Source organism: Cupriavidus sp. KK10 (assembly GCF_018223725.1).
GTDB classification, from domain to species: Bacteria; Pseudomonadota; Gammaproteobacteria; order Burkholderiales; family Burkholderiaceae; genus Cupriavidus; species Cupriavidus necator.
Genome location: NZ_CP073678.1, coordinates 478,921 through 500,765 on the forward strand (window position 1 = coordinate 478,921; position 21,845 = coordinate 500,765).

Annotated in this window: 21 protein-coding genes and 2 pseudogenes; 4 read left to right on the top strand and 19 right to left on the bottom strand. The window is 60.1% G+C overall.

Annotation, left to right across the window (positions count from 1 at the left end; translation table 11 throughout):
• Positions 1-16: 16 nt before the first annotated feature.
• The 10 genes from KB879_RS33505 to KB879_RS33550 form a co-directional block, all read right to left on the bottom strand.
• The gene (locus KB879_RS33505) at positions 17-1,612 is read right to left on the bottom strand and encodes a cation acetate symporter (protein WP_211983810.1); all 1,596 of its coding nucleotides are present in this window, start codon (positions 1,610-1,612) and stop codon (positions 17-19) included.
• On the bottom strand, positions 1,605-1,976 hold the full coding sequence (locus KB879_RS33510; RefSeq protein ID WP_211983812.1) for a DUF485 domain-containing protein: 372 nt from the start codon (positions 1,974-1,976) through the stop codon (positions 1,605-1,607). The genes KB879_RS33505 and KB879_RS33510 overlap by 8 nt, the downstream gene beginning before the upstream one ends.
• A gap of 36 nt (positions 1,977-2,012) precedes the next feature.
• Positions 2,013-2,948: a 3-keto-5-aminohexanoate cleavage protein gene (locus KB879_RS33515; RefSeq protein WP_211983814.1), complete on the bottom strand. Its 936-nt coding sequence runs from the start codon at positions 2,946-2,948 to the stop codon at positions 2,013-2,015.
• A gap of 18 nt (positions 2,949-2,966) precedes the next feature.
• On the bottom strand, positions 2,967-3,278 hold the full coding sequence (locus KB879_RS33520) for a YciI family protein (protein ID WP_211983817.1): 312 nt from the start codon (positions 3,276-3,278) through the stop codon (positions 2,967-2,969).
• Positions 3,279-3,304: 26 nt separating this feature from the next.
• Positions 3,305-4,315, bottom strand: a complete 1,011-nt coding sequence (locus KB879_RS33525; RefSeq protein WP_211983819.1) for an alpha/beta fold hydrolase — start codon at positions 4,313-4,315, stop codon at positions 3,305-3,307.
• Between the two features lie 19 nt (positions 4,316-4,334).
• Positions 4,335-5,195, bottom strand: coding sequence for a fumarylacetoacetate hydrolase family protein (locus KB879_RS33530; protein WP_211983821.1), 861 nt, complete (start codon positions 5,193-5,195; stop codon positions 4,335-4,337).
• Positions 5,196-5,234: 39 nt separating this feature from the next.
• Positions 5,235-5,999: a 2-keto-4-pentenoate hydratase gene (locus KB879_RS33535; protein WP_211983823.1), complete on the bottom strand. Its 765-nt coding sequence runs from the start codon at positions 5,997-5,999 to the stop codon at positions 5,235-5,237.
• A gap of 182 nt (positions 6,000-6,181) precedes the next feature.
• On the bottom strand, positions 6,182-8,068 hold the full coding sequence (gene ilvD / locus KB879_RS33540) for a dihydroxy-acid dehydratase (RefSeq protein ID WP_211983826.1): 1,887 nt from the start codon (positions 8,066-8,068) through the stop codon (positions 6,182-6,184).
• 175 nt (positions 8,069-8,243) lie between these two features.
• Positions 8,244-8,426, bottom strand: a complete 183-nt coding sequence (locus tag KB879_RS33545; protein WP_211983828.1) for a hypothetical protein — start codon at positions 8,424-8,426, stop codon at positions 8,244-8,246.
• A gap of 14 nt (positions 8,427-8,440) precedes the next feature.
• Entirely contained in the window at positions 8,441-8,842 is a 402-nt protein-coding gene (locus tag KB879_RS33550; protein WP_211983830.1) for a hypothetical protein, read from the bottom strand.
• A 449-nt stretch (positions 8,843-9,291) separates the two neighbouring features.
• Between KB879_RS33550 and KB879_RS33555 the strand changes: the two genes are divergently transcribed.
• Positions 9,292-9,765, top strand: coding sequence for a MarR family winged helix-turn-helix transcriptional regulator (locus tag KB879_RS33555; RefSeq protein ID WP_211983832.1), 474 nt, complete (start codon positions 9,292-9,294; stop codon positions 9,763-9,765).
• A 441-nt stretch (positions 9,766-10,206) separates the two neighbouring features.
• Here the strand turns inward: KB879_RS33555 and KB879_RS33560 are convergent.
• The 3 genes and pseudogenes from KB879_RS33560 to KB879_RS33570 form a co-directional block, all read right to left on the bottom strand.
• Positions 10,207-10,609 (bottom strand): annotated as a pseudogene (locus KB879_RS33560) (hypothetical protein); the annotation flags it as partial.
• Positions 10,603-10,731 carry a DUF3311 domain-containing protein gene (locus tag KB879_RS33565; protein ID WP_249221497.1) on the bottom strand — a complete coding sequence of 43 codons (129 nt, stop codon included), beginning with the start codon at positions 10,729-10,731 and terminating at the stop codon, positions 10,603-10,605. The gene KB879_RS33565 and the pseudogene KB879_RS33560, both read right to left, overlap by 7 nt.
• A gap of 232 nt (positions 10,732-10,963) precedes the next feature.
• Positions 10,964-11,482, bottom strand: coding sequence for a flavin reductase family protein (locus tag KB879_RS33570; RefSeq protein ID WP_211983836.1), 519 nt, complete (start codon positions 11,480-11,482; stop codon positions 10,964-10,966).
• Between the two features lie 44 nt (positions 11,483-11,526).
• Between KB879_RS33570 and KB879_RS33575 the strand changes: the two genes are divergently transcribed.
• Positions 11,527-12,780: an IS256 family transposase gene (locus KB879_RS33575; RefSeq protein WP_211982161.1), complete on the top strand. Its 1,254-nt coding sequence runs from the start codon at positions 11,527-11,529 to the stop codon at positions 12,778-12,780.
• Positions 12,781-12,787: 7 nt separating this feature from the next.
• Here KB879_RS33575 and KB879_RS33580 read toward each other — a convergent pair whose 3' ends face one another.
• The 6 genes from KB879_RS33580 to KB879_RS33605 form a co-directional block, all read right to left on the bottom strand.
• Positions 12,788-12,958, bottom strand: a complete 171-nt coding sequence (locus KB879_RS33580) for a hypothetical protein (RefSeq protein ID WP_211983838.1) — start codon at positions 12,956-12,958, stop codon at positions 12,788-12,790.
• 326 nt (positions 12,959-13,284) lie between these two features.
• The gene (locus KB879_RS33585; RefSeq protein ID WP_211983841.1) at positions 13,285-14,223 is read right to left on the bottom strand and encodes a zinc-binding dehydrogenase; all 939 of its coding nucleotides are present in this window, start codon (positions 14,221-14,223) and stop codon (positions 13,285-13,287) included.
• 283 nt (positions 14,224-14,506) lie between these two features.
• Entirely contained in the window at positions 14,507-15,121 is a 615-nt protein-coding gene (locus KB879_RS33590; protein ID WP_211983843.1) for a DJ-1/PfpI family protein, read from the bottom strand.
• A gap of 336 nt (positions 15,122-15,457) precedes the next feature.
• Positions 15,458-16,423 (bottom strand): tripartite tricarboxylate transporter substrate binding protein, encoded by a 966-nt coding sequence (locus tag KB879_RS33595; RefSeq protein ID WP_211983845.1) that lies wholly within the window; start codon positions 16,421-16,423, stop codon positions 15,458-15,460.
• Positions 16,424-16,485: 62 nt separating this feature from the next.
• Complete coding sequence (locus KB879_RS33600; protein ID WP_211983847.1) at positions 16,486-17,238, bottom strand: alpha/beta fold hydrolase; 753 nt, start codon at positions 17,236-17,238, stop codon at positions 16,486-16,488.
• A gap of 61 nt (positions 17,239-17,299) precedes the next feature.
• On the bottom strand, positions 17,300-19,396 hold the full coding sequence (locus KB879_RS33605) for an NAD(P)/FAD-dependent oxidoreductase (RefSeq protein ID WP_211983849.1): 2,097 nt from the start codon (positions 19,394-19,396) through the stop codon (positions 17,300-17,302).
• Here KB879_RS33605 and KB879_RS33610 point away from each other — a divergent pair.
• Positions 19,395-20,345, top strand: a complete 951-nt coding sequence (locus KB879_RS33610; RefSeq protein ID WP_211983851.1) for a LysR family transcriptional regulator — start codon at positions 19,395-19,397, stop codon at positions 20,343-20,345. The two genes, KB879_RS33605 and KB879_RS33610, sit on opposite strands and share 2 nt — an antisense overlap.
• Before the next feature lie 556 nt (positions 20,346-20,901).
• Positions 20,902-21,775 (top strand): annotated as a pseudogene (locus tag KB879_RS33615) (LysR family transcriptional regulator).
• Positions 21,776-21,845 lie beyond the last annotated feature (70 nt).

Consider the following 21,845-nt stretch of genomic DNA (forward strand, 5'->3'; position numbering starts at 1 on the left):
TACAGCCGCCGGGAAATCAGTGATGGCTTGCCTGCTCCGCGCCGTATCCGCTGAGCATGCGCAGTTGCTGCGCGTCGAAATTGGCGTCTCTCGTGTGGCGCTCCGAGTTGCGATCCGTCAGCAACGCCACCAGCCAGGCCGCAGCAAAGCCGCATGGAATGCTCACAATGCCTGGATTGGCCAGCGGGAACAGGGGCTTGAGGCTGGTGGCGAGCAACCCGTTCGGGCCCATGACCGCCGGCCCGACCAGCACCAGGCCCACGGAAGTCACCGTGCCGGCCACCACGCCGGCGATTGCACCGGCATCGTTGAATCGTCGCCAGAAGAGGGAAAGCAAGATGACGGGAAGATTGGCGCTGGCGGCAAGAGAGAACGCCAGTCCAACCAGGAACGCAACATTGAGCGACTTCACCAGCAGCGCGATGCCGACTGCCACCGCAGCCAGTGTCGCCGTCGCCATCCTGCCAATCGCGACCTGCCGGCGTTCGGGCATGTCGCCCCGGAACACCAGGGTCCCGAAGATGTCGTGTGCGACGGTTGCGGCGGAAGAGATCATGATGCCAGCCACCACGGCGAGAATCGTTGCAAACGCAATCACACTCACGCCTGCCAGCAGCAATTCTCCGCCGATCGAACCGGCGCCTCCGCCTAGGCTCAATGCAAGCAGCATGATGGCGCTATTCCCTGACGGACTTTCCGCCAGGATGGCATCTGGTCCAACGATTGCCGACGCACAAAAGCCCAGAAGACAAACCACAACGGCGAAGGTCGTCATGACACCCAGTGCCACCCTGGCAGACTGGCGAGCCGCCACCGCTGACGGCACGGTGTAGAAGCGCGTCATCACGTGGGGCAAGCCAGCGGTGCCCAGTACCAGCGCCAGGGCCAGCGAAAGCGTGTCGACCGGGTTTCTGAAATACGCACCGGGCATGAGATAGCGCGTGGGATGCAATGCTGCGTCCCGGGCCTTGCCGAACAGCGCGCCAAAGTCGAAGGAAAAATGCGCCAGCGACAGCACCAGCAAGCCAACTGCAGCAGTCCAGACCAGTACGGCCTTCACTATCTGTACGTACGTCGCGGCAACCATGCCGCCCAACAATACGTAGGCCATCATCAGCACCCCGACCAGCAGGATCGCGGTGTTCGCCCCCACTTGTAGCAGCAAAGCCGCCAGCGCTCCAGCGCCGACAAGTTGCGCAAGCAGGTAGACCAGAGCAATCAACAGCGACACGCCGGCGGTGGCCGCGCGTACCGGCCTGCCGGAAAGCCGCAGGGCAACCACGTCGGACAGTGTGTATTTCCCGCAGTTCCTGACGGGTTCGGCCACGACCAGCATGATCAGCAGCCATCCCGCAATGAAGCCGACCTGGTACACCAGACCGTCGAAGCCATACAGCGCGACCAGTCCTGTCACCCCGAGAAACGAGGCCGCCGACATGAAGTCGCCTGAAATGGCCAGGCCATTCTGAAGCCCGGACAAATTGCGCCCGGCAACAAAGAATCCCGCACTGCCCCGCGCACGACGCGACGCCCACGCCGTCAACGCAAGGCTCAGTGCGATGAATGCCACAAAGACGACGAGACGCAGACCGCCGAAACTTGACTCATTCATCGCGCGCTCCCGTCTGGTAATCGCGGGCCATGGCATGCAGCGTCGCTGCCTCGCCATCGTACCGGCGCTCCGCCCACGCGCAGTACACCCAGAAGCCGACGACTGTCGAGAATAGTTGCAAGGAGACCAACAGCAAACCCACGCTGAAATCGCCAATTGCGGAGACAGCCATCAACTCTGGCCACGCCAGCACCGCGAACAATGCACCGAAGTAACAGGCAAGCGCGACCGCCAGCAGGCGCCACACAAATCTGCCGCGATAGCTCGCAAGCGCTCGCATCTGCTCCCGCAGCGCGCCGGGCATTCTCGTCGCCGCGCAGCCATGCGGCGAGTCTTCACGACCAATGGAATCGGATCGATTCACGTTCCCTCTCCTACTCATAATCTGCACCGATGCGCATCAGAACCTGACGTTGTCCGCGCCCTTCAGCGCCAGCAGATCGCGCGCCTCATCCGGCGTTGCAACGTCCAGCGACAACTCTGAGAGGATCCGTCTGATCTTGGAAACCTGCTGCGCGTTGCTTTCGGCAAGCTTCCCCTTTGCGATGTAGAGGCTGTCCTCCAAGCCGACCCGGACATTTCCGCCCATCAATGCGGCCTGGCTCGCCACTGGCATCTGGTGCCGGCCGCCAGCAAGTACCGACCAGACATAGTCGCCACCAAACAGCCGGTCGGCGGTGCGGCGCATGAACAGGACATTGTCAGGATCCGCGCCGATGCCACCCAAAATGCCGAACACGCTCTGGATGAAGATCGGCGGCTTGACCAATCCCCGATCAAGGAAATAGGCGAGGTTGTAGAGATGGCCGATGTCATAACACTCGTGCTCGAAGCGCGTGCCGAAATCCGCCATCATCTGGTAAATGCGTGCGATATCCCGGAAGGTATTCCGGAAGATGAAGGCCTCGCTAGCCAGCAAGTAGTCCTTTTCCCACGGGAACTTCCACGTCGCTACCTTTTCCGCCATGGGATGCATGGCAAAGTTCATCGACCCCATATTGAGGGAGCACATCTCCGGTTGAAAACGCAGCGCCGCCGCGAGCCGCGCCTCGACCGTCATCTCCGGACTGCCTCCCGTTGTCAGATTGATGACGGCCGATGTCCTCTCCTTGATTGTGGGCAGGAATTCGGCAAACACGTCCGGGTCGCCGGTTGGTGAGCCGTCATGCGGATTGCGCGCATGCAGATGGAGGATGGCCGCTCCGGCATCGGCAGCATCGATCGCCTGCCTGGCGATGTCTTCCGGGGTATAAGGCAAGGCCTTGGAAAGTGTCGGTGTATGGATGGCGCCGGTGATCGCGCAACTGACAATGACTTTGCGTTGAATCTGCTTCATGGTGACCTGTCTCGCTGCTCAATGACTTGGAACGGTGGCGCTCTGCGCGGGAATACCCGCACTCATGACGAGGTTCCACTGGTGCACCTCGACCTTTTCATAAATGCCGATCTTCCTGAATGGATCTCCGTCGGCCCATTCGAGCGCATCAGCGAAGTGGTGTACGTCCAGCATGAAAATTCCTCCGACGGGTTCGCCCTCCGCAGACAACAGCGGGCCCGCTGCTTTGACAACGGACTGGGTCGTCTTGATATAAGCGACATGCAAGGCGCGGTTCTGCTTGCGGCTTGCGGCTGCACCGGCCTTATCTAGGCAATGCACGATGAACATCGAATATCTCCCCTACCTTGAAGCGATCAGGCCAGAAACCGGCGCACGTGGGCCACGACCTGCCCGGGAACTTCTTCAGGAATCCAATGATTCGCCGGCAGCGCCGCGCCGGTGACATTGGTGGCGTAGTCGCGCCAGACCGACAGGACGTCGTATCGCGTACCGACGAGTCCCTTCCCTCCCCAAAGCACAAGCAATGGACAAGCCAGCTTCTTCCCCCTGTCCGCCGCATCGTGATCCAGGTCGATGGACGCACTGGCCCGGTAGTCCTCGCATGTCGCGTGGATCGTAGCGGGGTCGCTGAAGCACCTGACATACTGGGCGTAGGCGTCGTGCTCGATCACATGTGGAATCAGCGGGCCCATCGCGCTCTTCAGGAAAGCATCGACCCTGCCGGCCAACAGCGATTCCGGAAGCGGCGCAGGCTGTATCAGGAAGAACCAGTGGTAGTACCCCGTAGCGAATCGCGCATCCGTGGTCCGGTACATGTACTCGGTTGGCACGATGTCCATCAACACCAGGCGCGATATCCTGCCGGGATAGTCCAGGGCCATCCGATGCGCCACGCGCGAACCCCGGTCATGGCTCACTACGGCAAAGTGGTCGAAGCCCAGTGACGCCATCACTTCGATCTGGTCGACGGCCATGGCGCGCTTCGAATATCCGGCGTGGTTCTCGCCATCCGCTGGCTTGCCGCTGTCCCCATACCCTCGCAGGTCAGTAAGAACCACGGTATGGTCCCGGGCCAGATCGGGTGCGATCTTTCGCCAGACAATATGCGTTTGCGGGTAGCCGTGCAGCAGCAGCAAAGGCGGCCCGCTGCCGCCGACCAGTGTGTTGATGGTCGTCCCTCCGGCCTGGATTCGCAGGCGGCGGAAGCCGGAGAAGTATGGTTCTGCCGAAGGCTCGCTGTCAGATGGCAAAGCAGCCGACGATTGCCCCGAAAGTACACCGGCAAGGGAGACCGCTGCACTGATCAGGAATCCGCGGCGGCGGCTATCGGGATGACCGGCTTCACCGGCTTCCAGGGTTTTCATGTCCGATCGCTCCGCCGCCTCAGGCTTCGTCCATGATCGGGTTGCGCAGCACCCCGAGGCCATCCGCGCGAACCTCGCATACGTCGCCCGGCTTCATCCACAGCGGTGGCTTGCGCGCGACACCGACGCCCGCCGGCGTACCGGTCACGATGATGTCGCCAGGGCTAAGGGTCATAACTTCACTAAGCAAGGAGACTAGGGTGGCAACATCAAAGATCAGATCGTTGGTATTCCCGTCCTGTACCACTTCGCCGTTCAGCAGGGTCTGCAGTCGCAGGCCCTTCGCACCGGCGGGCAATTCGTCAGCGGTGACGATGTAGGGTCCAAAGGCGCCAGTGCCGTCGAAGTTCTTGCCGATGGTCCACTGAGGCGTCCGAGTCTGATAGTCGCGCAGCGATGCGTCGTTGAACAACGAGTAGCCGAATACGTGATCCAGCGCCGCGGCCCGCGCTATGTTTCGTCCCGTCTTGCCGATGACCACGACGATCTCGCCTTCGTAGTCCAGCATCGTGGATACGCCTGGGCGAATGATGGCATCGCCGTGCCCAATTAGACTCGAGGCAAAACGCGAAAAGATGGTGGGGTAAGCCGGCGGCTCGAAGCCCGTTTCAGCGGAATGGTCCGCGTAGTTGAGACCGATGCAGATGATCTTCTGCGGTGTTGCCAGCGGCGGCAGCACCTGAACTTCGTCGAGCGATACCGCGCTGCCGTTCAGCAACAGGTCGGTAAGCGCGGATACTGCCTCAGGGCCGCGTGCTAGCGCAGACAGCAAATCCGCCTGCTCTCCCCCCTGGTCAATAAAGCTGCCGAAAAATCCCTGTTCGGGATGTGAAACCGCAATGCCTTCGCGGCCGTTTTTCTTGAATCTCGCGAACCTCATTTATCTTCACCTCTGACGAATGAAAGAGTTGTACGGGCCTTACTGCACGATACTCAGCTCAACTGAGCCGATACCTGTGAATTCCGCTCGAACGCGGTCTCCCGGCATAAGCGGCAGCTGACGCACGAACGATCCGGTCATGATCAGATCGCCCTTGACCAGCGCACGGTCGTACTTCTCCAGTGCCTGCTTTAGCCAGAGGATGGAATTCAACGGATCGCCCAGCACCGCCTCTCCATTCGCGGACGAGATTTCCTCTTCGCCGCGTGTCAGCGTGCAAACGACGCTCTTGAAATCGATGTCCTGTTGCAGTTTCATCGGCTTTCCTAGCACAATGCCGGTGTGCTCGACGTTGTCGGCAATCGCCAATGCGAGTTCTGTCATGGGAACGCGCTTTTCGATAAACTCGAACGCCGGATACACCACGTCCAGCGCTGCGCGGATATCTGCGACCGAGCGTGCGGTCGCGATCTTTTCGTTGACCCGAAAGCACAGTTCGCATTCGACATGCGCCTGGGCAAGGTTGCCGATGGCCAGAACACCTCCGGACCACAGGACATCCTTGTCGCGCAGCGAACCGAAGGCCGGTTCGGAAACGCCGAGTTGGGCCTGCACGACCTTGTTGGTCGCAGCGACTTTCCAGCCTACGCGATTGGTCCCGCTTGCCTGGTAGTGGTCGGCGATACCCAGTTGAACACGGTAACCTTCTTCGTTCGACAGACGCCCACTCCACGCCAGCGGGGGACGGTTCCCGCGTTGGGTTGCTTTCCAGAAATCACTGATGACATCGGTCAGTTGCACCATGGCTTGATTCTCCTTTCAATTTGGAATTCGTTGCTGCGACTCCGCGATCCGGAAGCCGCGCAGTCAATTGCTGAACCCCTACATCACACAATGTATATATATACAGAAAATCGATTTTTAATCCGAGCGTGAATGAGCCCCGCACGCAAGCGTGCGTCGTAGCGGCCGACGCCGCCCTTCCTTTACTCCCCCTGAGCTTGCTTCTGGCCCGAATCCCTTACAGCGCGAACGACATTAAGGTCGCGCACTGCGCCGCGCGACGCACTCGTAGTCAGCGCGGCATAGGCCTGGAGCGCCGTCGAGACGTGCCGGACGCGATGCTCCGGCTTCCATGCCTTGTCCGCGCGTGCCCGCATTTCGGCGCGGCGGGTTGCCAGTTCCTCGTCGGAGACATCTAGCTCCAGCGAGCGCTTTGAAATGCTGATCAGGATGCGGTCACCTTCACGCACCAGTGCGATGGCGCCGCCATCCGCCGCCTCAGGCGAAATGTGGCCAATGGCCAGACCGGTTGAGGCACCGGAGAAACGCCCATCGGTGATCAGTGCACAGGTCTTCTCCAGCTTCATCGACTTCAGATAGCTGGTCGGCGCGAGCATCTCCTGCATGCCGGGTCCACCGCGGGGTCCTTCGTAGCGGATGACGACGACATCGCCGTCCTTAACGTCGCCGGAGAGGATGGCTTCGCCGGCCGTGTCCTGACTTTCGAAGATACGTGCGCGACCGGCGAATTCGTGCATAACGGGATCGACGCCCGCCGTTTTCACAATGCAGCCATCCGCTGCCAGGTTGCCGCGCAATACGGCGAGGCCGCCATTCGCGGTGTACGCGTGCTCAATACTTCGAATGGCACCTGCCTTGCGGTCTCGGTCGAGCGTCTCGAAACGCTTGTCCTGGCTAAAGGCCCTGGTAGTCCGCACGCCGCCCGGGGCTGCACGATAGAAGCGCTCGATTTCCGCGTGAGGCGCGCGCATAACGTCCCACTGATCGATCGCGTCGCCGAGCGACCTTCCGTAGACGGTACTAGCCTCGCGATGAATGAGGCCCGCCCGGTCGAGTTCGCCAAGAATGCCCATGATGCCGCCTGCACGATGCAGGTCCTCGATATGAAGATCCGGCCGGTTCGGGCTGAGCTGGCACATCACCGGTACCTTGCGTGACAGGCGATCGAAATCATCCAGCGTGAAGTCCATACCGCCTTCCTGCGCCACGGCAAGCAAGTGCAAGACAGTATTGGTCGAGGCGCCAATTGCAATATCGAGCAAGGTAGCGTTCTCGAATGCCTGACGCGACATGACGTTGCGCGGAAGTACCGAGGCATCGTCCTGCTCATAATAGCGTCTGGTGATAGCCACCGCAGTGCGCGCCGCTTCCAGGAACAGGGCTTCTCGATCGGCGTGGGTCGCCAGCACGGTACCGTTACCAGGAAGCGCAATACCCAGCGCCTCAGTCAGCGAGTTCATTGAGTTGGCAGTCGCCATACCAGAACACGAACCGCAGGTCGGACATGCCGAACTCTCGACCGCATGGGTCTCCGTTTCGCTCGCGTGCTGGTTGCCGGACGCGATCATTGCGTCGACGAAGTCGACCTTGATTACCTTGTGCTTGAAGGTCGCCTTCCCGGCCTCCATGGGGCCGCCCGAGACGAAAACTGTTGGAATATTGAGGCGCATGGCGGCCATCATCATTCCCGGCGTGATCTTGTCGCAATTGGATATGCATACAAGCGCGTCGGCGCAATGGGCGTTCGCCATGTACTCCACACTGTCTGCGATCAGTTCGCGCGACGGCAAGCTATACAGCATTCCGTCGTGGCCCATCGCAATCCCGTCGTCGATCGCAATCGTATTGAATTCCTTGGCCACGCCTCCCGCCTTTTCGATCTCACGCGCCACCAGTTGACCGAGATCCTTCAGGTGTACGTGGCCCGGAACAAACTGGGTGAAGGAGTTTGCGATAGCGATGATTGGCTTGCCGAAATCGGCGTCAGTCATCCCGGTTGCCCGCCACAAACTGCGGGCGCCCGTCCGATTGCGACCGTGCGTGGACGTGCGGGATCTGTACTGTGGCATCTGAATTCTCCGAATTGGCTGGTGATTACCGAAGCTTGGTGCGCGACAGGCGGTGGTAAATCCGCTTTTCAACCGGTAGTAAAGCTCGCGCCGTCCGATGATGATCGATTATACGTAGAAAAATCTATTTTTTATCAGAACGAGGGTATCCCCTAATGCGGCTTCACAAACACCGTCAGGACAACAGCATCCACTCCAGTACCAGCATTGCGCAGACCACTGCCACCAGCAAACCAAGGCCTAAGCCTTCACGGTAGTCTGGCAACTGGCTTTTCTCGATCCATACCACGCTATGGACGAACCAGGGTACGGGCACGAGGTCCTGTTCGGGGCTGGCGCCTTCAGTAAGGTACGGCATGACTTTTCTCGCTCTTATTGGGGCTTCAGTTTGATCGACGTAATCACGCGCGCATTACGCTGTCGCTCCGTTTGGTAGAAGTCTGATGCTGAAGCAAGCGTCATCGGTACCATGGGCTGATTGCCGGTATCGCGCGACCACTTCTGGTACGCCGCCCCATTGACGATGGCGTTATCTGCTGGAGCAGCATCGCCACGACCGGCCCTGGCGTCTCTCTTCGTGCGCAAGGGTTGCAGCGGCGCCGCTAGTTGTCGCGTCGCGACATCTGCCCCACCGCGGGCGGCGTATGCCACCTTGATCGAGATTGGGCGCGACGGAAAATTCTCGGCATGGGCGATGCCCGCCACGGTGCCCAGCACAGCAGCGGCTTGCACATCGCATAGGCGGGCGAGCCTCCGCTTGAATCGAGCTTGCACGCTTGTCTCCTGTTGTTTATAGGTTTATCTGGTTGTCGCAGACCTTCTCCACCGCGGTAGCCTTTTCAGGCTGCTGCGCGATGCCGCCGCGGAAGCAGAAGCTCTTGTTTCGCACCGGTACCCGTGCGCTTAAAAGTTCGTCCGGAACCATCTGTCGCTAGCGCAACGGTGCGCGTCGACTATCCAATTACGCGCATGTACTCATAATATGGCAGGACGATACCGCTTACAAGCACTACTTCTAGACGAGGCTCATCATGTCCGTGTACCGGCGCCGCGTTCGCAATGAGCGAAATCTGATCGGAGATGGAGCTGCACCGAAAAAGTGCGGGCGCAATGGGCATCGTTCCTTTCCGAGCAGACCGCGCGTCTACCGCATCCGCTTGCACATACGCGCATATTCTCCTATGATGAGCGATGAAATATGCGATATGTTAGGCAATAGGCCCATGACAGTCTCCAGCAAGGCAATGGACGAATTTGATGGCCGGTGCAACTGCCTGGCAGCACGTCAGGCCGCCCGCTACCTCACCGCGGTCTATGACAAGGCGCTGCAGCCGGTGAATCTGCGTGCGACGCAGTTTTCCATCCTTCACAAGCTCGCGAATCATGGTCCACTCACGATCGGCGAGCTGGCGGGCGAGATGGCGATGGATCGCACCACGCTCGCAACGAACCTCAAGCCACTGGAACGCGACGGCTTGGTCAACATGGCGGCTGGTGTCGATCGACGCGTCAAGAACGCGTCGGTTACGAAGGCGGGCATGATTCGCTATCGCAAGGCGTTTCCCTTGTGGCTGGAAGTCCAGACCGAATTCGAGGCTGCCTATGGTGGGGAACGCAAGGCAGCCAATCTGCGCGAGGCGATGCGCGCTGTCCTCACGACAGGGTTCGAGCCTTGGGCTGAAGCTGGCGTTGCATGATTCGGGAGCGTTTTTCCCATCTCTAGCTTCTGAACGGAGCGATTCCTGCTATCCAAACATGTCGAAGGCGTCCGCCCATGGGGCAGAGTCGTCCGACAATGGCGATACTTCCCGCGCCCCTCCTGCCGGTCGGATCTGCGCGATCACGCAGAGGATCATGGCAGCATTTGCCGGCTGGAGGTGCGTCGAGATGACTAAGCATCCCTATTTACGGATTTCTCGTCGCCCAGCGTTTGCTTCAGGGCGACAGTAAAAGAAACGGCGCAACCCACAGCCAATCTGCCTTCCCAGCGCGCACAGCGACACTTGTCTGATTCCATCACTATTCTGCGCTGGCACATTGCTACCTACGTCGCCGACGACTTAGCCGGTGCCCGTTCTGCGCTGGAAGTTCCAGAATGAATGACACTGTGAGATTAAGCACCCCCTCACGGGGTTCCCTCACGGGGTTCCCTCACGGGGCGCCCTTTCTCGCCCATGCAGGATCATTGCCGCCACCGGCCCTGCTGCGCGTGTTCTCGGCATGACCGCGGTGACGACCACGGACACCACGATATTTGCCGCCAGCGCCAGCACGCAAATGTAGACGAGATACGTCGCGCCACCGAGTTGCAGCGGGTAGACCGGTTTCAGCCCCATCCCGATGGCCATCCCCGTACCGGCCACGATGCCGACGAACCATCCGGCAAGCAGGCCAGAGGACGTCAGGCGACGCGTGTACAGCGAGAAGACCACGGCCGGAAATATCTTCAAGATCCAGACACCGCCAAGAAGCTGCAAGTCAATCGCGAACTGGGTCGGGAGCGCACAACGATGAACACAGTGCGCCGAACTTCACTAGAAGAACGGAAACCCAAACAGGGTCGGTTGCACGCTGCTATAGAACGGCAACCACAGCAGTGCGATATAGGGGGCTAGCAGCAGCGGCCATATCCAGGCACGCCCTGCGCAATTCGATGTCTCCATGACCTTCTCCGGAGTTGGGATCGTCCCGTGCCGGCCATCAATACAGATGTGTTTCGTGGGGGCGATTCTAGGAGTGGTGGCGCGCGGCAGTGTGTCGGTCTGCGGTGGAAGTTGCGCGCGTCAATATATCGCCATGCATCCGCTCGCGGTGGAGATACGCTGTGATACAAAGAAGTAGCGCGGCAACACTAAACGGCAAGGCGACGCGGCGACCGTTCCGAGGCTGGCAGCCTCATTCAGGCTCACGCCCAGTCGGTGGCTGTTTGACGATTACTGGTCCAAGCGTTCCATAAACTGGTCCCGCCAGGCGAGACAGTGGACGCAGATCCATGGTTTCTATCTTGAAGTCTGAGATCAGTCCATCACGTGCGTGCACGTGGACAATCTCTACCACTGCAAACTCGGATGCCGTGCCAAATGAGAGCATCTCCCTAAGTCGGCATTCGATGGCCAGTGGAACATCCCGTAGTCGCGGTACCGAGACTGCCGCACTCGGTTCCAACGCGAGACCGAGAAGCTCGACTTCGCTTACATGGGGCGGGTGCGGGAAAGAACTCTCGTGAATCAGATCGATCATCGTCTCGTCGGCAATGTGAATAACTAGCTCTTTGATGCGTGCCGCGTTTCCGGCTGAGTCCTTTCGAGACCCGTCCTCCTTCTTACTAAAGTTGATTCCAAGCAGAGGCGGATCGTAAGATACGATGCTGAAGGCGCTGAAGAGCCTGTCAGATTTCTTGTGTGTTGAGGTCATGAGACGATATCGAAAGAAACGCCCTTATGACCGAAACAACAAGCATGACCAAGAAGAGCAAGAAATCGAGCGCGCCGAAGCTGTTTCCGGATGAGTTGATCGATCAACTACTGGCTCAGGTACAGAACAAGGACGCCGAGTCGATTCTCGGTGAATCAGGCTTGGCCGGCCTGCTCAAGAAGCAGTTGGCCGAGCGTATGCTTGCCGCCGAACTGACGCACCATCTGGCCAGCGAGGCCAAGCAAGGCAAGAGCGGCAATCACCGCAACGGCAGCAGTGCAAAGACCGTCATCACGCCCAACGGCGAGCTGGAACTGGACATTCCGCGCGACCGGCAAGCCACCTTCGAGCCGCAACTGGTCGCCAAGTACCAACGCCGGCTGTCCGGCTTCGACGACCACGTAATCAGCATGTATGCGCGCGGGATGAGCGTGCGTGAGATTCAGGGCCATTTGCAGGAACTGTATGGGCTGCAGGTCTCGCCTGACCTGATTTCCACCATCACCGACGAAGTGCTGGCCGAGGTCGAACAATGGCAGCAGCGTCCGCTGGAGGCGATGTACCCCATCGTCTACTTCGACGCGCTGCGCCTGAAGATCCGCGACGAAGGCACCGTCAGGAACAAGGCCGTCTACCTGGCCTTGGGTATCCGCGCCGACGGGCGCAAGGAGGTGCTCGGCCTGTGGATCGAGCAAACCGAGGGCGCCAAGTTCTGGCTCAAGGTCTTCAACGAGTTGAAGAACCGCGGCCTGGACGACATCCTGGTCGCCGTCGTCGACGGCCTGCGTGGCTTCCCCGAAGCGATCGAGGCCGTCTACCCCGGCGCGCAAATCCAGACCTGTATCGTCCACCTGATCCGCAACTCGCTGAACCTGGCGAGCTGGAAGGACCGCAAGGGCCTGGCGGCCGCGCTCAAGCCGATTTACCAGGCTGCCACGGCCGACGCCGCCGCCGGCGCGCTGCAGGCGTTCGCCGCCAGCGATTGGGGCCGCAAATTCCCCACGGTGACCGACATGTGGCGCCGCCAATGGGAGCAGGTCATCCCGTTCTTCGTCTACCCGCCCGAAGTGCGCAGGATCATCTACACGACCAACGCCATCGAAAGCATGCACATGCAGTTGCGCAAGATCGTCAAGAACCGAGGTCACTTCCCCAGCGACGAGGCGGCCAGCAAGCTGCTTTACCTGGCCTTGCGCAACATCGAGAAAGACTGGAAGATGCCGCCCATCACCTGGAAACAAGCGGCCAACCAGTTCGCCATTCTCTTCGGTGACCGCTTCACCAACGCCCTACGCTGAGATTTATTTAACCGACCTCAGCACACAGAATTCCTGACACCTCCGCGCTGAACGGAGCGAGGTTCACCAATCCGTCCTCCGACAGGGTAGTGACCCAGGCAATTGCCCGCGGAACGATCATACAAGTCATCAGCTTGTAGATTTCAGCCTTTTTCATGCCAGAAAATGAAAGGTCCATCGCAATCTCCGACTCGTTTGTTTGCCCAGTTCACCACGTGTTAGCAGCGAGTGCTAGCGGTTCTATGACCTCTAGACTTGATCTTCCACGGCCGTAACAGCGTGGACATCTCCTCTTAGCAGTCCAGTCCTTTGTCTCGGCTGCATAAGATTTCATTGATCCCAATAGATGAATAGATATTCCCTGACCGGTGGCTAATTTTCGAATGCCCATATTGGAGCTGGATCTACGGGGGGATATCTCGGTCGGCAAATTGCCAAGCCGGACGCAACGTGGCATTGCCGACCTGGCCTCAACGCGCACCGAGACACGGAATGCAGCTTTGCTCAGGAAATATTGAGCACTGCCTTGCCGGCTATCTGGCGGTTGAACAGTTGCCTTGCGATCGAATCGACCTCCTCCCAGGGAGCTTCCACCTCGATTCGCGGCTTGATCTGTCCGACCTCGACCGCACGGACGAGGCGCGACAGTCCAGTGGAAGGCGCCTCGTACTGCATTTCAGAAGCCAGAAACATGGCTTCGAGACGCGGGCTTCCCGTGAGATAGAGCTTACTCACATCGACCGGCGCCACATCGCGCGACGAGTTGCCGTAAGAAACACAGATGCCCTGACGTGACAACATGGTCAAGGCATTCGCAAGCGCTCCGCCTCCGACAGATTCCAGGATCAGGTCAAAGGGACCGAGCCGGTGAGCCGCAGCAAGGCTCGAATCGACGATCACCTCATGTGCGCCATCGGCAAAGGCTTGCGAGCAGTGCTTGTCCTGTCGGATGGCCGCAACTACCTGCGCACCGGATGCGCTCGCGATCTGGCACGCAAGGTGGCCAACGCCACCGGACGCACCGTTGATCAGGACCTTTTGGCCTAGCAGGAGCCCACCCTTTGCAAGCGCGCGGAGCGCGGTCAGGCCAGCGACCGGTAGCGTCGCAGCCTGCTGAACGGTCACAGCGGACGGTAGTTCAGCCAGAGCGCGCGTTGCGATCGCAATCCTCTGAGCCCACGCTCCACGCTCCGTAAAGCCGACTACCCTGGTGCCGGCCTCGGGCCCGCTTCCGTCCGCTGCCGCGCGTTCGACTGTCCCGGCGAAGTCCCAGCCTGGACGGGTGCCGGTGGTCATCTGCATGATTCCAAGGCGAACCTCGCCCAGATTGAGCGAGACGGCCTCGACTCTGACTATTGCCTCGTGAGGATCAGGTACGGGCTCGCCAACCTCCTCCAGCACGAACGTGGCATCCATTCCATTCTTTACGACGACACTCAGCATTGTTGTACCTTGGTTGGGTCTGCGCGATTGCGAATAATTTTCGGCCTTCGATATGCGCCTGAAGCGAGAGACCACTCCGTGCGGCATTGGCCGTGCCATAACCTTCATGCGGGTTGGCGAAGGTGGGATCGAGCAGCGAAGATGCCGCACGATCCCTCTTCTCCTCCTGACCGCATTGCAAGTCTGCGAAAGCCACCGGCTCAGGATGTCAGAGTGACTTGGCCTTCTTCAGTTTTGCCACGAACGCGTCCCCGAACGCCTCAGAGGAAACGGCTGCTGACCGCTAACCAGCTCTCGATCCTCCAGAACGTTGACATTCCAGGTGGCGAGCCGGTCGACATGTGCGCCAGCCTGGGCCAGAGCATCCGCTGCATAGAACAGCACCGAGCCTCCGAGCCGCTGCCCTGCCCCCTCGATCGCGTGCTCCTCGCCTGACGAAGACCGTGAGGCGATAGCCGGTATAGGGCCAGGTTGCCGCGATCTTCTGGGTAGCAGTGAAGTCGTTGGCGATGATAGCCTTGCGGAACGCTTCGGGGTCACTGACTGCAGAGAGCAAAGCCGTAGGCCCGTGACAGATCACACTCGTCGGCTTTCCGGCCGCGTGGAAGCTCGCCAGGATGCCGCCGAGCGTCTTGTCGTGCGAGAGATCCTCCATCGGCGCGTGCCCGCCGGGAATGAAGATGCCGACATAGTCCGACGTGCCCTCCTTGGCGATCTCCGCAAGTGTCTTCGGATGTCGAAGGTCCTTGACGCCTTCCACGAACTGCACATTCTCGGCGCGGACCGCATCGCTCCCGCCGAAGAAAACCTTGTCATTGGAGACCGGATCGAAAGTCACCGCATTGCCCTTCGGATTGGCGAAAACCGGCGTGAAGCCAGCCGCGATGATCTTGCGCAAGGGGGAGCGCGAGCTCGTCAAGGTAGTAGCCGGTCTGGTAATGCTTGCCATCTCGCAGCTGGAGTTGGTTCGCGCTCGACATGACCACAAGCGCCTTACCGCTATCAGCCGCTGCGGTCGGCGCCGAGACATAGACCAATGCGAGGGTGGCAATGCACGCGAAAGCCGCACGCATGCTGGAGAGGCTGATTGATTTGGCGGCCATGAGCGCGCGACATTTTCCGGTTTGATCCCGGTGAGCAAACCTGACCATGAGAAATCCTTTGTCGATTGTTGATAACAGCAAGCACCGTCAGACTCGAGCCTGCCGGCTCGATCTTCAGATTCATACCGCGACTAATTTTGATTTTGTCGCAGGCCGAAGCGTTGCACGATTGCCGCTTGGCGTGCGGTCTCAGCTTTGGCGTGTTCCGCGAACTGGGCGCTCGACATATAGACGGCATCCTGATTGAGCGTCTCAAGTGTTTTCAGATGCGCCGAGTCGTACAAAGCCCGTTTGAAGGCATCGTGAAGCTTCGCGACAATGGCGGCAGGCATCTTTGGCGGGCCTGCGATACCGTATGGAGACTGCTCTGAGATGCCGAGACCCAGCTCCTTGAGCGTCGGCACATCGGGCCATTTCTTTGCTCGCTTGTCGCTATACACGGCCAGCAACCGCAGCTTGCCCGAATTGATCAGCTCCGCCCACGCGCTGCCGTCGGAACTGACATCGATCTGGCCGGAAAGCAGCGCGAGATTGACCTCAGCATTTCCCTTGTAGGGTACGTGCAGCCACTCGATGCCGAGCTGCTGCGCGATAGCTTCCATCGTGACATGCTGGACCGAACCCGTGCCGATGGTGCCGTAGCGAACTTTGCCCGGATGCGCCTTGGCGTAAGCCAGCAGATCCTTGAACGACTTCCAGGGTGCGTCGGCCCGGACAGCCGCACCAAACAGGTAACCCGAGATGCCGATCACGTAGGTCAGCGAACCCGGATCGTAGGACATCCGGTTGATCGCAGGCATGCGGAACACGCCCACTGACACTTGCGACAACGTGTAGCCGTCTGGAGCCGCGTTCGCCAGGTTCACGGCGCCGAGTGCCCCACCGGCACCAGGCTTGTTGACGATCACGATCGGTTGTCCGAGATAGCGTGACGCTACCGCGCACAGGCTCCGCATCTGGATGTCGGTAGCTCCCCCCGGAGGATAGGGCACGATCATCGTGATTGGGCGGTCGGGGTACTCCGCGCGTGCCGGCCCGCCGATGAACAGGCTGGCGACGGCTATCAGCGCCAGCAGCGCATTTCCAAGGAGTTTCATGAAATGTCTCCCCATGTCATTGTCATGTGGTGTCAGGTGGTGTCAGTTGGTCAATTCCGGACTCAGGAATGCATCGCGAGGAAATCCTGGATGCGGCGGTCCACAGTGGCTGGTTGCTCGAAATGCGGCAGATGCCCGCAGTTCGCGAACACTGTCAGCTCTGACCGGCGCAGGCAGCCATGCCAGAGCGGGGCCTGGTCCGCCGGTACCAGCTGATCTTGATCGCCCCACAGCACCAGTGCAGGCGCATTGATCGTAGTCAGTGCCGGCTCCAGATCCGGGTTGTGGAAGCTGCCGCCAAGCCGGGCCGCGGCATTTCGATTCACGGTTTGCAGCCGGCGCTGCTCTTCGTCCATCGGGGTGGCCAGTACACGGTCCGCTACCGTCTGGTCGTAATAGAGCTTGCGCACGAATGCTTCCTCGGTGGCAGGCCTGGCGCCCGCGACGCGCGCCCGTAGCCCAGCGGGACCGATCAGAGTCAGGCTGCGCAGCGCCACGTCTTCGAGCGTCGCGAGTTCGGCAGCCAGCCATCCGCCGAACGAACTGCCGATCACATGGCATGGTCCGACGCCGGTGCCCTCGATAAAATGGCGATAGTAGCCGGCCAGTTCGGTGATATTTGTAATGGCGGACGATTCCTCTGTCAGGCCGAAACCGGGATGCTCGGGAAACCAGATCTCGTAACGGCTTGCCAACAACTGGAAGAACTCGGACCAGCCGCTCAATCCTGCCGCACCGTGAAGGAACAGCACCCGTGGCCCCGCGCCGCCACGCAGCATGCGCGTACGAATGCCGCGCACGGTCAATTCGGTCATGACGCTGTTCAATTCAATGCTCCTTGTCTGCTCATCGTGAAAACCTGGAAAGTTCGGGAAATCACGCGGCCAGGGGTTCGGCCACGGTGCAAATGAAATCGTCCGGGTTGAATTCGCGGGTCATCGCCCAGAAATCCACGAGTCGCCAGGGCGACGTCATCGTGACGCGGTTGTGCCGGTTCTTGTACCAGCTCGTCACGCCGGGGTGAGCCCAGACCATCGTACTGTGCTTCTCGTCAACGAGCCGGTTGTACTCGTCGTGCACGTCGCGCCGCACCTCCAGCGTACGCAGATTGGAATCGATCATCTCGCGCAGCGCCTGCATGATGTAGGTCACCTGGCATTCGCTATGAAAGATCGCGCTGCCGCCGTGGGAAAGGATCGTGTTGGGTCCGGCCAGGACAAACAGGTTCGGAAATCCGGGCACCGTCATGCCCTTGTATGCACGCGGATCGTCATCGCCCCAAAGCTCGCGGATCGTGCGGCCGCCGCGGCCAGCGATTTCCATCGGCCAGAGCAGCTTTGACGCGTGGAACCCGGTTGCCATGACGATGGCATCGACGTCGTATGTCGCGCCATTGCGGGTCTCGATGCCCGTCTGGGTGACACGCGCGATCGAATCAGTCACCAGATCGACGTTGGGCCGCCTAAGCATCCTGAACCAATGGTTGTCGCGCAGCAGGCGCTTGCCGTAGGGCGGATAGGCAGGCGTGCATTTGCCAAGGAGTCCCTCGTCACCGTCCAGTTGCTCGCGCATATAGGCAATGATGGCCTCACGCATCTGGTGGTTTTTCTGATTGAGCGAGAGCGAGGGCTGGTCCCAGTTGGGATCGACCTGCAGCGTGTCGTGGAAACCGTCGGAGGCTGCCCAGAAAATCAGGAAGCGTGCCCATTGATTAAAGTACGGGATATGGCGCAGGGCCCATTTCTGACCTGCCGCCACTTCGCGGTGGTAATTGGGGTTGCCCATAGCCCAGTGAGGCGTGCGCTGGAACACCCTCAGCCTGTCGACAATCGGCGCGAGCGCCGGGCCCGCCTGCATCCCGCTGGCGCCCGTGCCGATCATGGCTACCTTGCGCCCCGCCAACGTGACATTGGTATCCCACCGCGCGGTATGCAGTACATCGCCACGGAAATCCGACAGGCCCTCCAGCTGCGGCGTGGCCGGCACGTTGTGCCCGACGGCGGTAATCAACGCGTTGCCGGCCAGGACCTGGGCGTGACCGTCCCGGTCGACGCAGTGCGTGATCCACAGGCCGCTGGCTTCATCGAGGCGCGCCGCCTGCACCGATACACCAAAGCGAATGTGTTCGCGCAGGCCGAACTTGTCGGTGGTCTCTTCGATGTACCGTTGGATCTCGTCTCGCTTGGCGAAATAGCGCGACCAGTCGGGATTGGGATTGAACGAGAAGGAGTAGAAGTGGGAAGGCGTGTCGACGCCGCAATCCGGATAGTCATTCTCGTACCAGGTGCCGCCGACCGTTTCGTTGCGTTCCAGAATCACGAAGGGAATGCCTGCCTGCTTGAGCCGCACGCCGGCACAGATGCCCGAGAGTCCCGCCCCGACAACGATCACGCGAAAGCTGTCGGGATTCCGGTGGGCAGCGTCGGCACGCCACCCGGGCGCGCGCGGGTCAGCTTCGGTCAGGCGCAGTTCTTCGACGAACAGCGGAACATACTCGGCCGGTACCGGCGCACCGACACTCGCGCTCATGATGCGCTGCAGCACATCGGCACGCGGCAACGGCGGTAGCGTTGGATTCAAGGCCTTCTGTTTGAGCGCCTGCACAAGCCGGTCCCGCACTTGGCGACGCAGTGTGCCGGGAACCTGTTCCATATAGTTCCAGCCACCCTGGAGGTAGGGGGCCATCTCGTCCAGCACCGACAGATCGCCGGTAAGATGCACAAGTACGAGGGCCGCGGGCACGATATCGGCCTCCGCCAACGCATCTCGCAGTACGGCCTCATCGCTAATTGCGGCTTCGAATATATTCTGGTTGGGATGGTTCATGTCGCCAACATCTCTGGACAAAGGGGAGTGGTTAAAGTCTAAGGACCATCCGTAGCGCGCGTGACGATTTCGATTGATGATGCCCATCAGGAATACTGATGACGGCAAGCCGCGGTGGGACTGTGGCAAAAAGGAGACGTAGTCCATGGATATCCGCGCAATTCATTACTTCATCAGCGTTTACGAAGAGGCCAGCTTTACGCGCGCAGCGGAACGGATGCATGTCGTCCAGTCTGCGCTGAGCATGCAGATCCGTAATCTCGAGGACGAACTCGGCACGCAGCTTTTCGAGCGCAACCAGCGCGGTCTGGTGCCGACCGTGGCGGGCCGTCGCTTCTATGAACTTGCCGTGCCCATCGCAGGCAGCCTATCTGCGGCCAAGCAGGAGATTCGCGACCTCGCGGCGGGCGAGGTGGTCAGCGGCCCGCTTCGGGTGGGCGTGACATCGTCGATGTGCAAGAATGTGCTGGGCAAGGTACTCGCGGATTTTTACACCCTCTACCCCGCTGTGGATATCTCGGTCACGGAAGGCTATGCACGCAATATCACCGAACTCGTTCAAGCCGGAGCTCTGGATCTTGGGCTTGGTGCGATGCCGGTCGACAACAACAGCCTCTCGTGCGAACTCGGATTCACCGACGAATTCGTCCTCGTCTCCAGCCAGCCGATCAATGGACCTACATTCACGCCTTGCGACTTGTCCAACATGCGTGATCTGGTCCTGGTCATTCCCTCTGAACGACATCTGCTCGGCTCGACGATCCAGAGCTACATTGGTAGCGGGCGCGTGTCAGTGAGGAAGGTCATTAGGATCGACGGGATGGTGGCAACCTTGGAAAGTATTCGCCATTCAAACTGGGGGGCAATTTGCCTGATGAATTCTGTGGCAGACAAGATTTCATCCGGCGAGTACTACATCTATCCGATTGCCTATCCGCGCGTGCAGTTCGACTTGTTTCTCCTGCACGACCTGCGCACACCACCAACCCTTGCGGCAAGGCGCTTCAGTGGCATGTTTTCTCGGCGATTGCGAGAGATCAAGACTATGTGGGAGCGTGTGTTTCCAGTGCTCGAATCGCCCGCAAGGAACAACTGAATCCGTCACCGCCGATATCGCGCCGCGATGCGAAAAAGCAGCGTCGCGGCGACAGACTTCCACCCGGAGCGCGACCATGGTGCTATTGGATTGAACAGGGTGATGCAAATGAAGCTGGACAGCCCTCGCGACGACATTACAAAGCGCGGATGGGAGCGTCGACTGCCCGTTGCGATGGTTTGACGCGGATCGCGGGGCCTGAACCCCGATGTGCTCGAAATGGTGCGGCGCTCGCCCTGAGCGACACGCTGACGCGTGAAAGGATGTCCTTCACTTTCGACCTGGCAGTGGCCGGATACGAGGCTGACCACGCACACGGGACAACCCACGGGGCAACCCAGGTCAGCCTGACCTGAGCAGCGCCGGGTTGACGCAAGCGGCAACCGGCAGTGTGTGCGGCCAAGCCCGGCGCGTTTTCCGCCTCCGCCATCGCAAGCACTGCCAAGCCGACCATGACCTTCGATACATTCAACGTGAACCCCAACCATCCATAATCTATCCCAATTTGCCGACTAGCCGCTAATATCGGGAAGTACCCTCTCATTGGTGGAAGGCTGTGGACCGACTCGAGGCAATGACCCTTTTGTTGGCGGCGATAGCGATACGGGAAGTCTCTCCGCCGCCAGCCACAAGCTCCGCATACCTCTCGCGACGGTCAGCCGCCGGATATCGGGGCTCGAAGTGCACCTGAATGTGCGCCCGAGGCAGGGCATGCCTACATTGCGTCATGCCGGCGGATTCTCGAGGATATCGCCGAGGGCGAACGCACCGCGTCCGGCGAATATCACGCTCCGCAGGGGGAGTTGATTATCAGCGTGCCGCCAGCGATGGGCCGTATTCACATATTGCCGGTGATCGTCGAGTTCCAGCGCGCCTACCCGCAGATTCGCATGCAGGTGCAATTGACTGACCGCTTTGTCAACCTGCTGGAAGAGCGTATCGACCTGGCGATACGCATTGGCGAACTTTCAAACAGCAGCTTGATTGGTACACGCATCGGGCTGCTTCGCGAGGTCGTATGCGCAAGCCCGGCCTACCTCAAAAAGCATGGCGTGCCCAAGAAGCCCGAAGACCTCCAGTCGCACGATTGCGTGACATATGAAGGATATGCAACGGGGAACCAGTGGGCGTTCCAGTCGAAAGGTACCGCGCAGACCCTGCAGGTACCGTCCCGACTCGTGGTGAACTCCGTGGAGGCAGCCATGGTCGCCGCGGTGGACGGAGCCGGGATTGCACGCGTGGCGTCATACCAGATCGATAACGCACAGATACCGTGCAAGCTGGTAACGCTGCTGGAAGCTTTCGAACCATTGCCGGTGCCCGTTAGCCTCATATACGTCAGCCAAGGCCAGATACCGCTGAAGCTGCGGGCGTTCCTTGACTTTGCGATTCCACGACTAAGGAAACGTCTCGGCTACGCGCACGCGTAAATGACGGAGTCGACCGTGCTGGCCCGTTACCTGCGATTTCGCGATGACATTTCGGCGCCAGTGCCGGGCA

Bases quoted from the DNA above. Each gene is read 5' to 3' on its own strand.
- KB879_RS33505 (WP_211983810.1), bottom strand. From the start codon at position 1,612: ATGAATGAGTCAAGTTTCGGCGGTCTGCGTCTCGTCGTCTTTGTGGCA.
- KB879_RS33515 (WP_211983814.1), bottom strand. From the start codon at position 2,948: ATGAAGCAGATTCAACGCAAAGTCATTGTCAGTTGCGCGATCACCGGC.
- KB879_RS33520 (WP_211983817.1), bottom strand. From the start codon at position 3,278: ATGTTCATCGTGCATTGCCTAGATAAGGCCGGTGCAGCCGCAAGCCGC.
- KB879_RS33525 (WP_211983819.1), bottom strand. From the start codon at position 4,315: ATGAAAACCCTGGAAGCCGGTGAAGCCGGTCATCCCGATAGCCGCCGC.
- KB879_RS33530 (WP_211983821.1), bottom strand. From the start codon at position 5,195: ATGAGGTTCGCGAGATTCAAGAAAAACGGCCGCGAAGGCATTGCGGTT.
- KB879_RS33535 (WP_211983823.1), bottom strand. From the start codon at position 5,999: ATGGTGCAACTGACCGATGTCATCAGTGATTTCTGGAAAGCAACCCAA.
- ilvD (WP_211983826.1), bottom strand. From the start codon at position 8,068: ATGCCACAGTACAGATCCCGCACGTCCACGCACGGTCGCAATCGGACG.
- KB879_RS33545 (WP_211983828.1), bottom strand. From the start codon at position 8,426: ATGCCGTACCTTACTGAAGGCGCCAGCCCCGAACAGGACCTCGTGCCC.
- KB879_RS33555 (WP_211983832.1), top strand. From the start codon at position 9,292: ATGACAGTCTCCAGCAAGGCAATGGACGAATTTGATGGCCGGTGCAAC.
- KB879_RS33565 (WP_249221497.1), bottom strand. From the start codon at position 10,731: ATGGAGACATCGAATTGCGCAGGGCGTGCCTGGATATGGCCGCTGCTG.
- KB879_RS33570 (WP_211983836.1), bottom strand. From the start codon at position 11,482: ATGACCTCAACACACAAGAAATCTGACAGGCTCTTCAGCGCCTTCAGC.
- KB879_RS33575 (WP_211982161.1), top strand. From the start codon at position 11,527: ATGACCAAGAAGAGCAAGAAATCGAGCGCGCCGAAGCTGTTTCCGGAT.
- KB879_RS33580 (WP_211983838.1), bottom strand. From the start codon at position 12,958: ATGGACCTTTCATTTTCTGGCATGAAAAAGGCTGAAATCTACAAGCTG.
- KB879_RS33585 (WP_211983841.1), bottom strand. From the start codon at position 14,223: ATGCTGAGTGTCGTCGTAAAGAATGGAATGGATGCCACGTTCGTGCTG.
- KB879_RS33595 (WP_211983845.1), bottom strand. From the start codon at position 16,423: ATGAAACTCCTTGGAAATGCGCTGCTGGCGCTGATAGCCGTCGCCAGC.
- KB879_RS33600 (WP_211983847.1), bottom strand. From the start codon at position 17,238: ATGACCGAATTGACCGTGCGCGGCATTCGTACGCGCATGCTGCGTGGC.
- KB879_RS33610 (WP_211983851.1), top strand. From the start codon at position 19,395: ATGGATATCCGCGCAATTCATTACTTCATCAGCGTTTACGAAGAGGCC.
- KB879_RS33605 (WP_211983849.1), bottom strand. From the start codon at position 19,396: ATGGACTACGTCTCCTTTTTGCCACAGTCCCACCGCGGCTTGCCGTCA.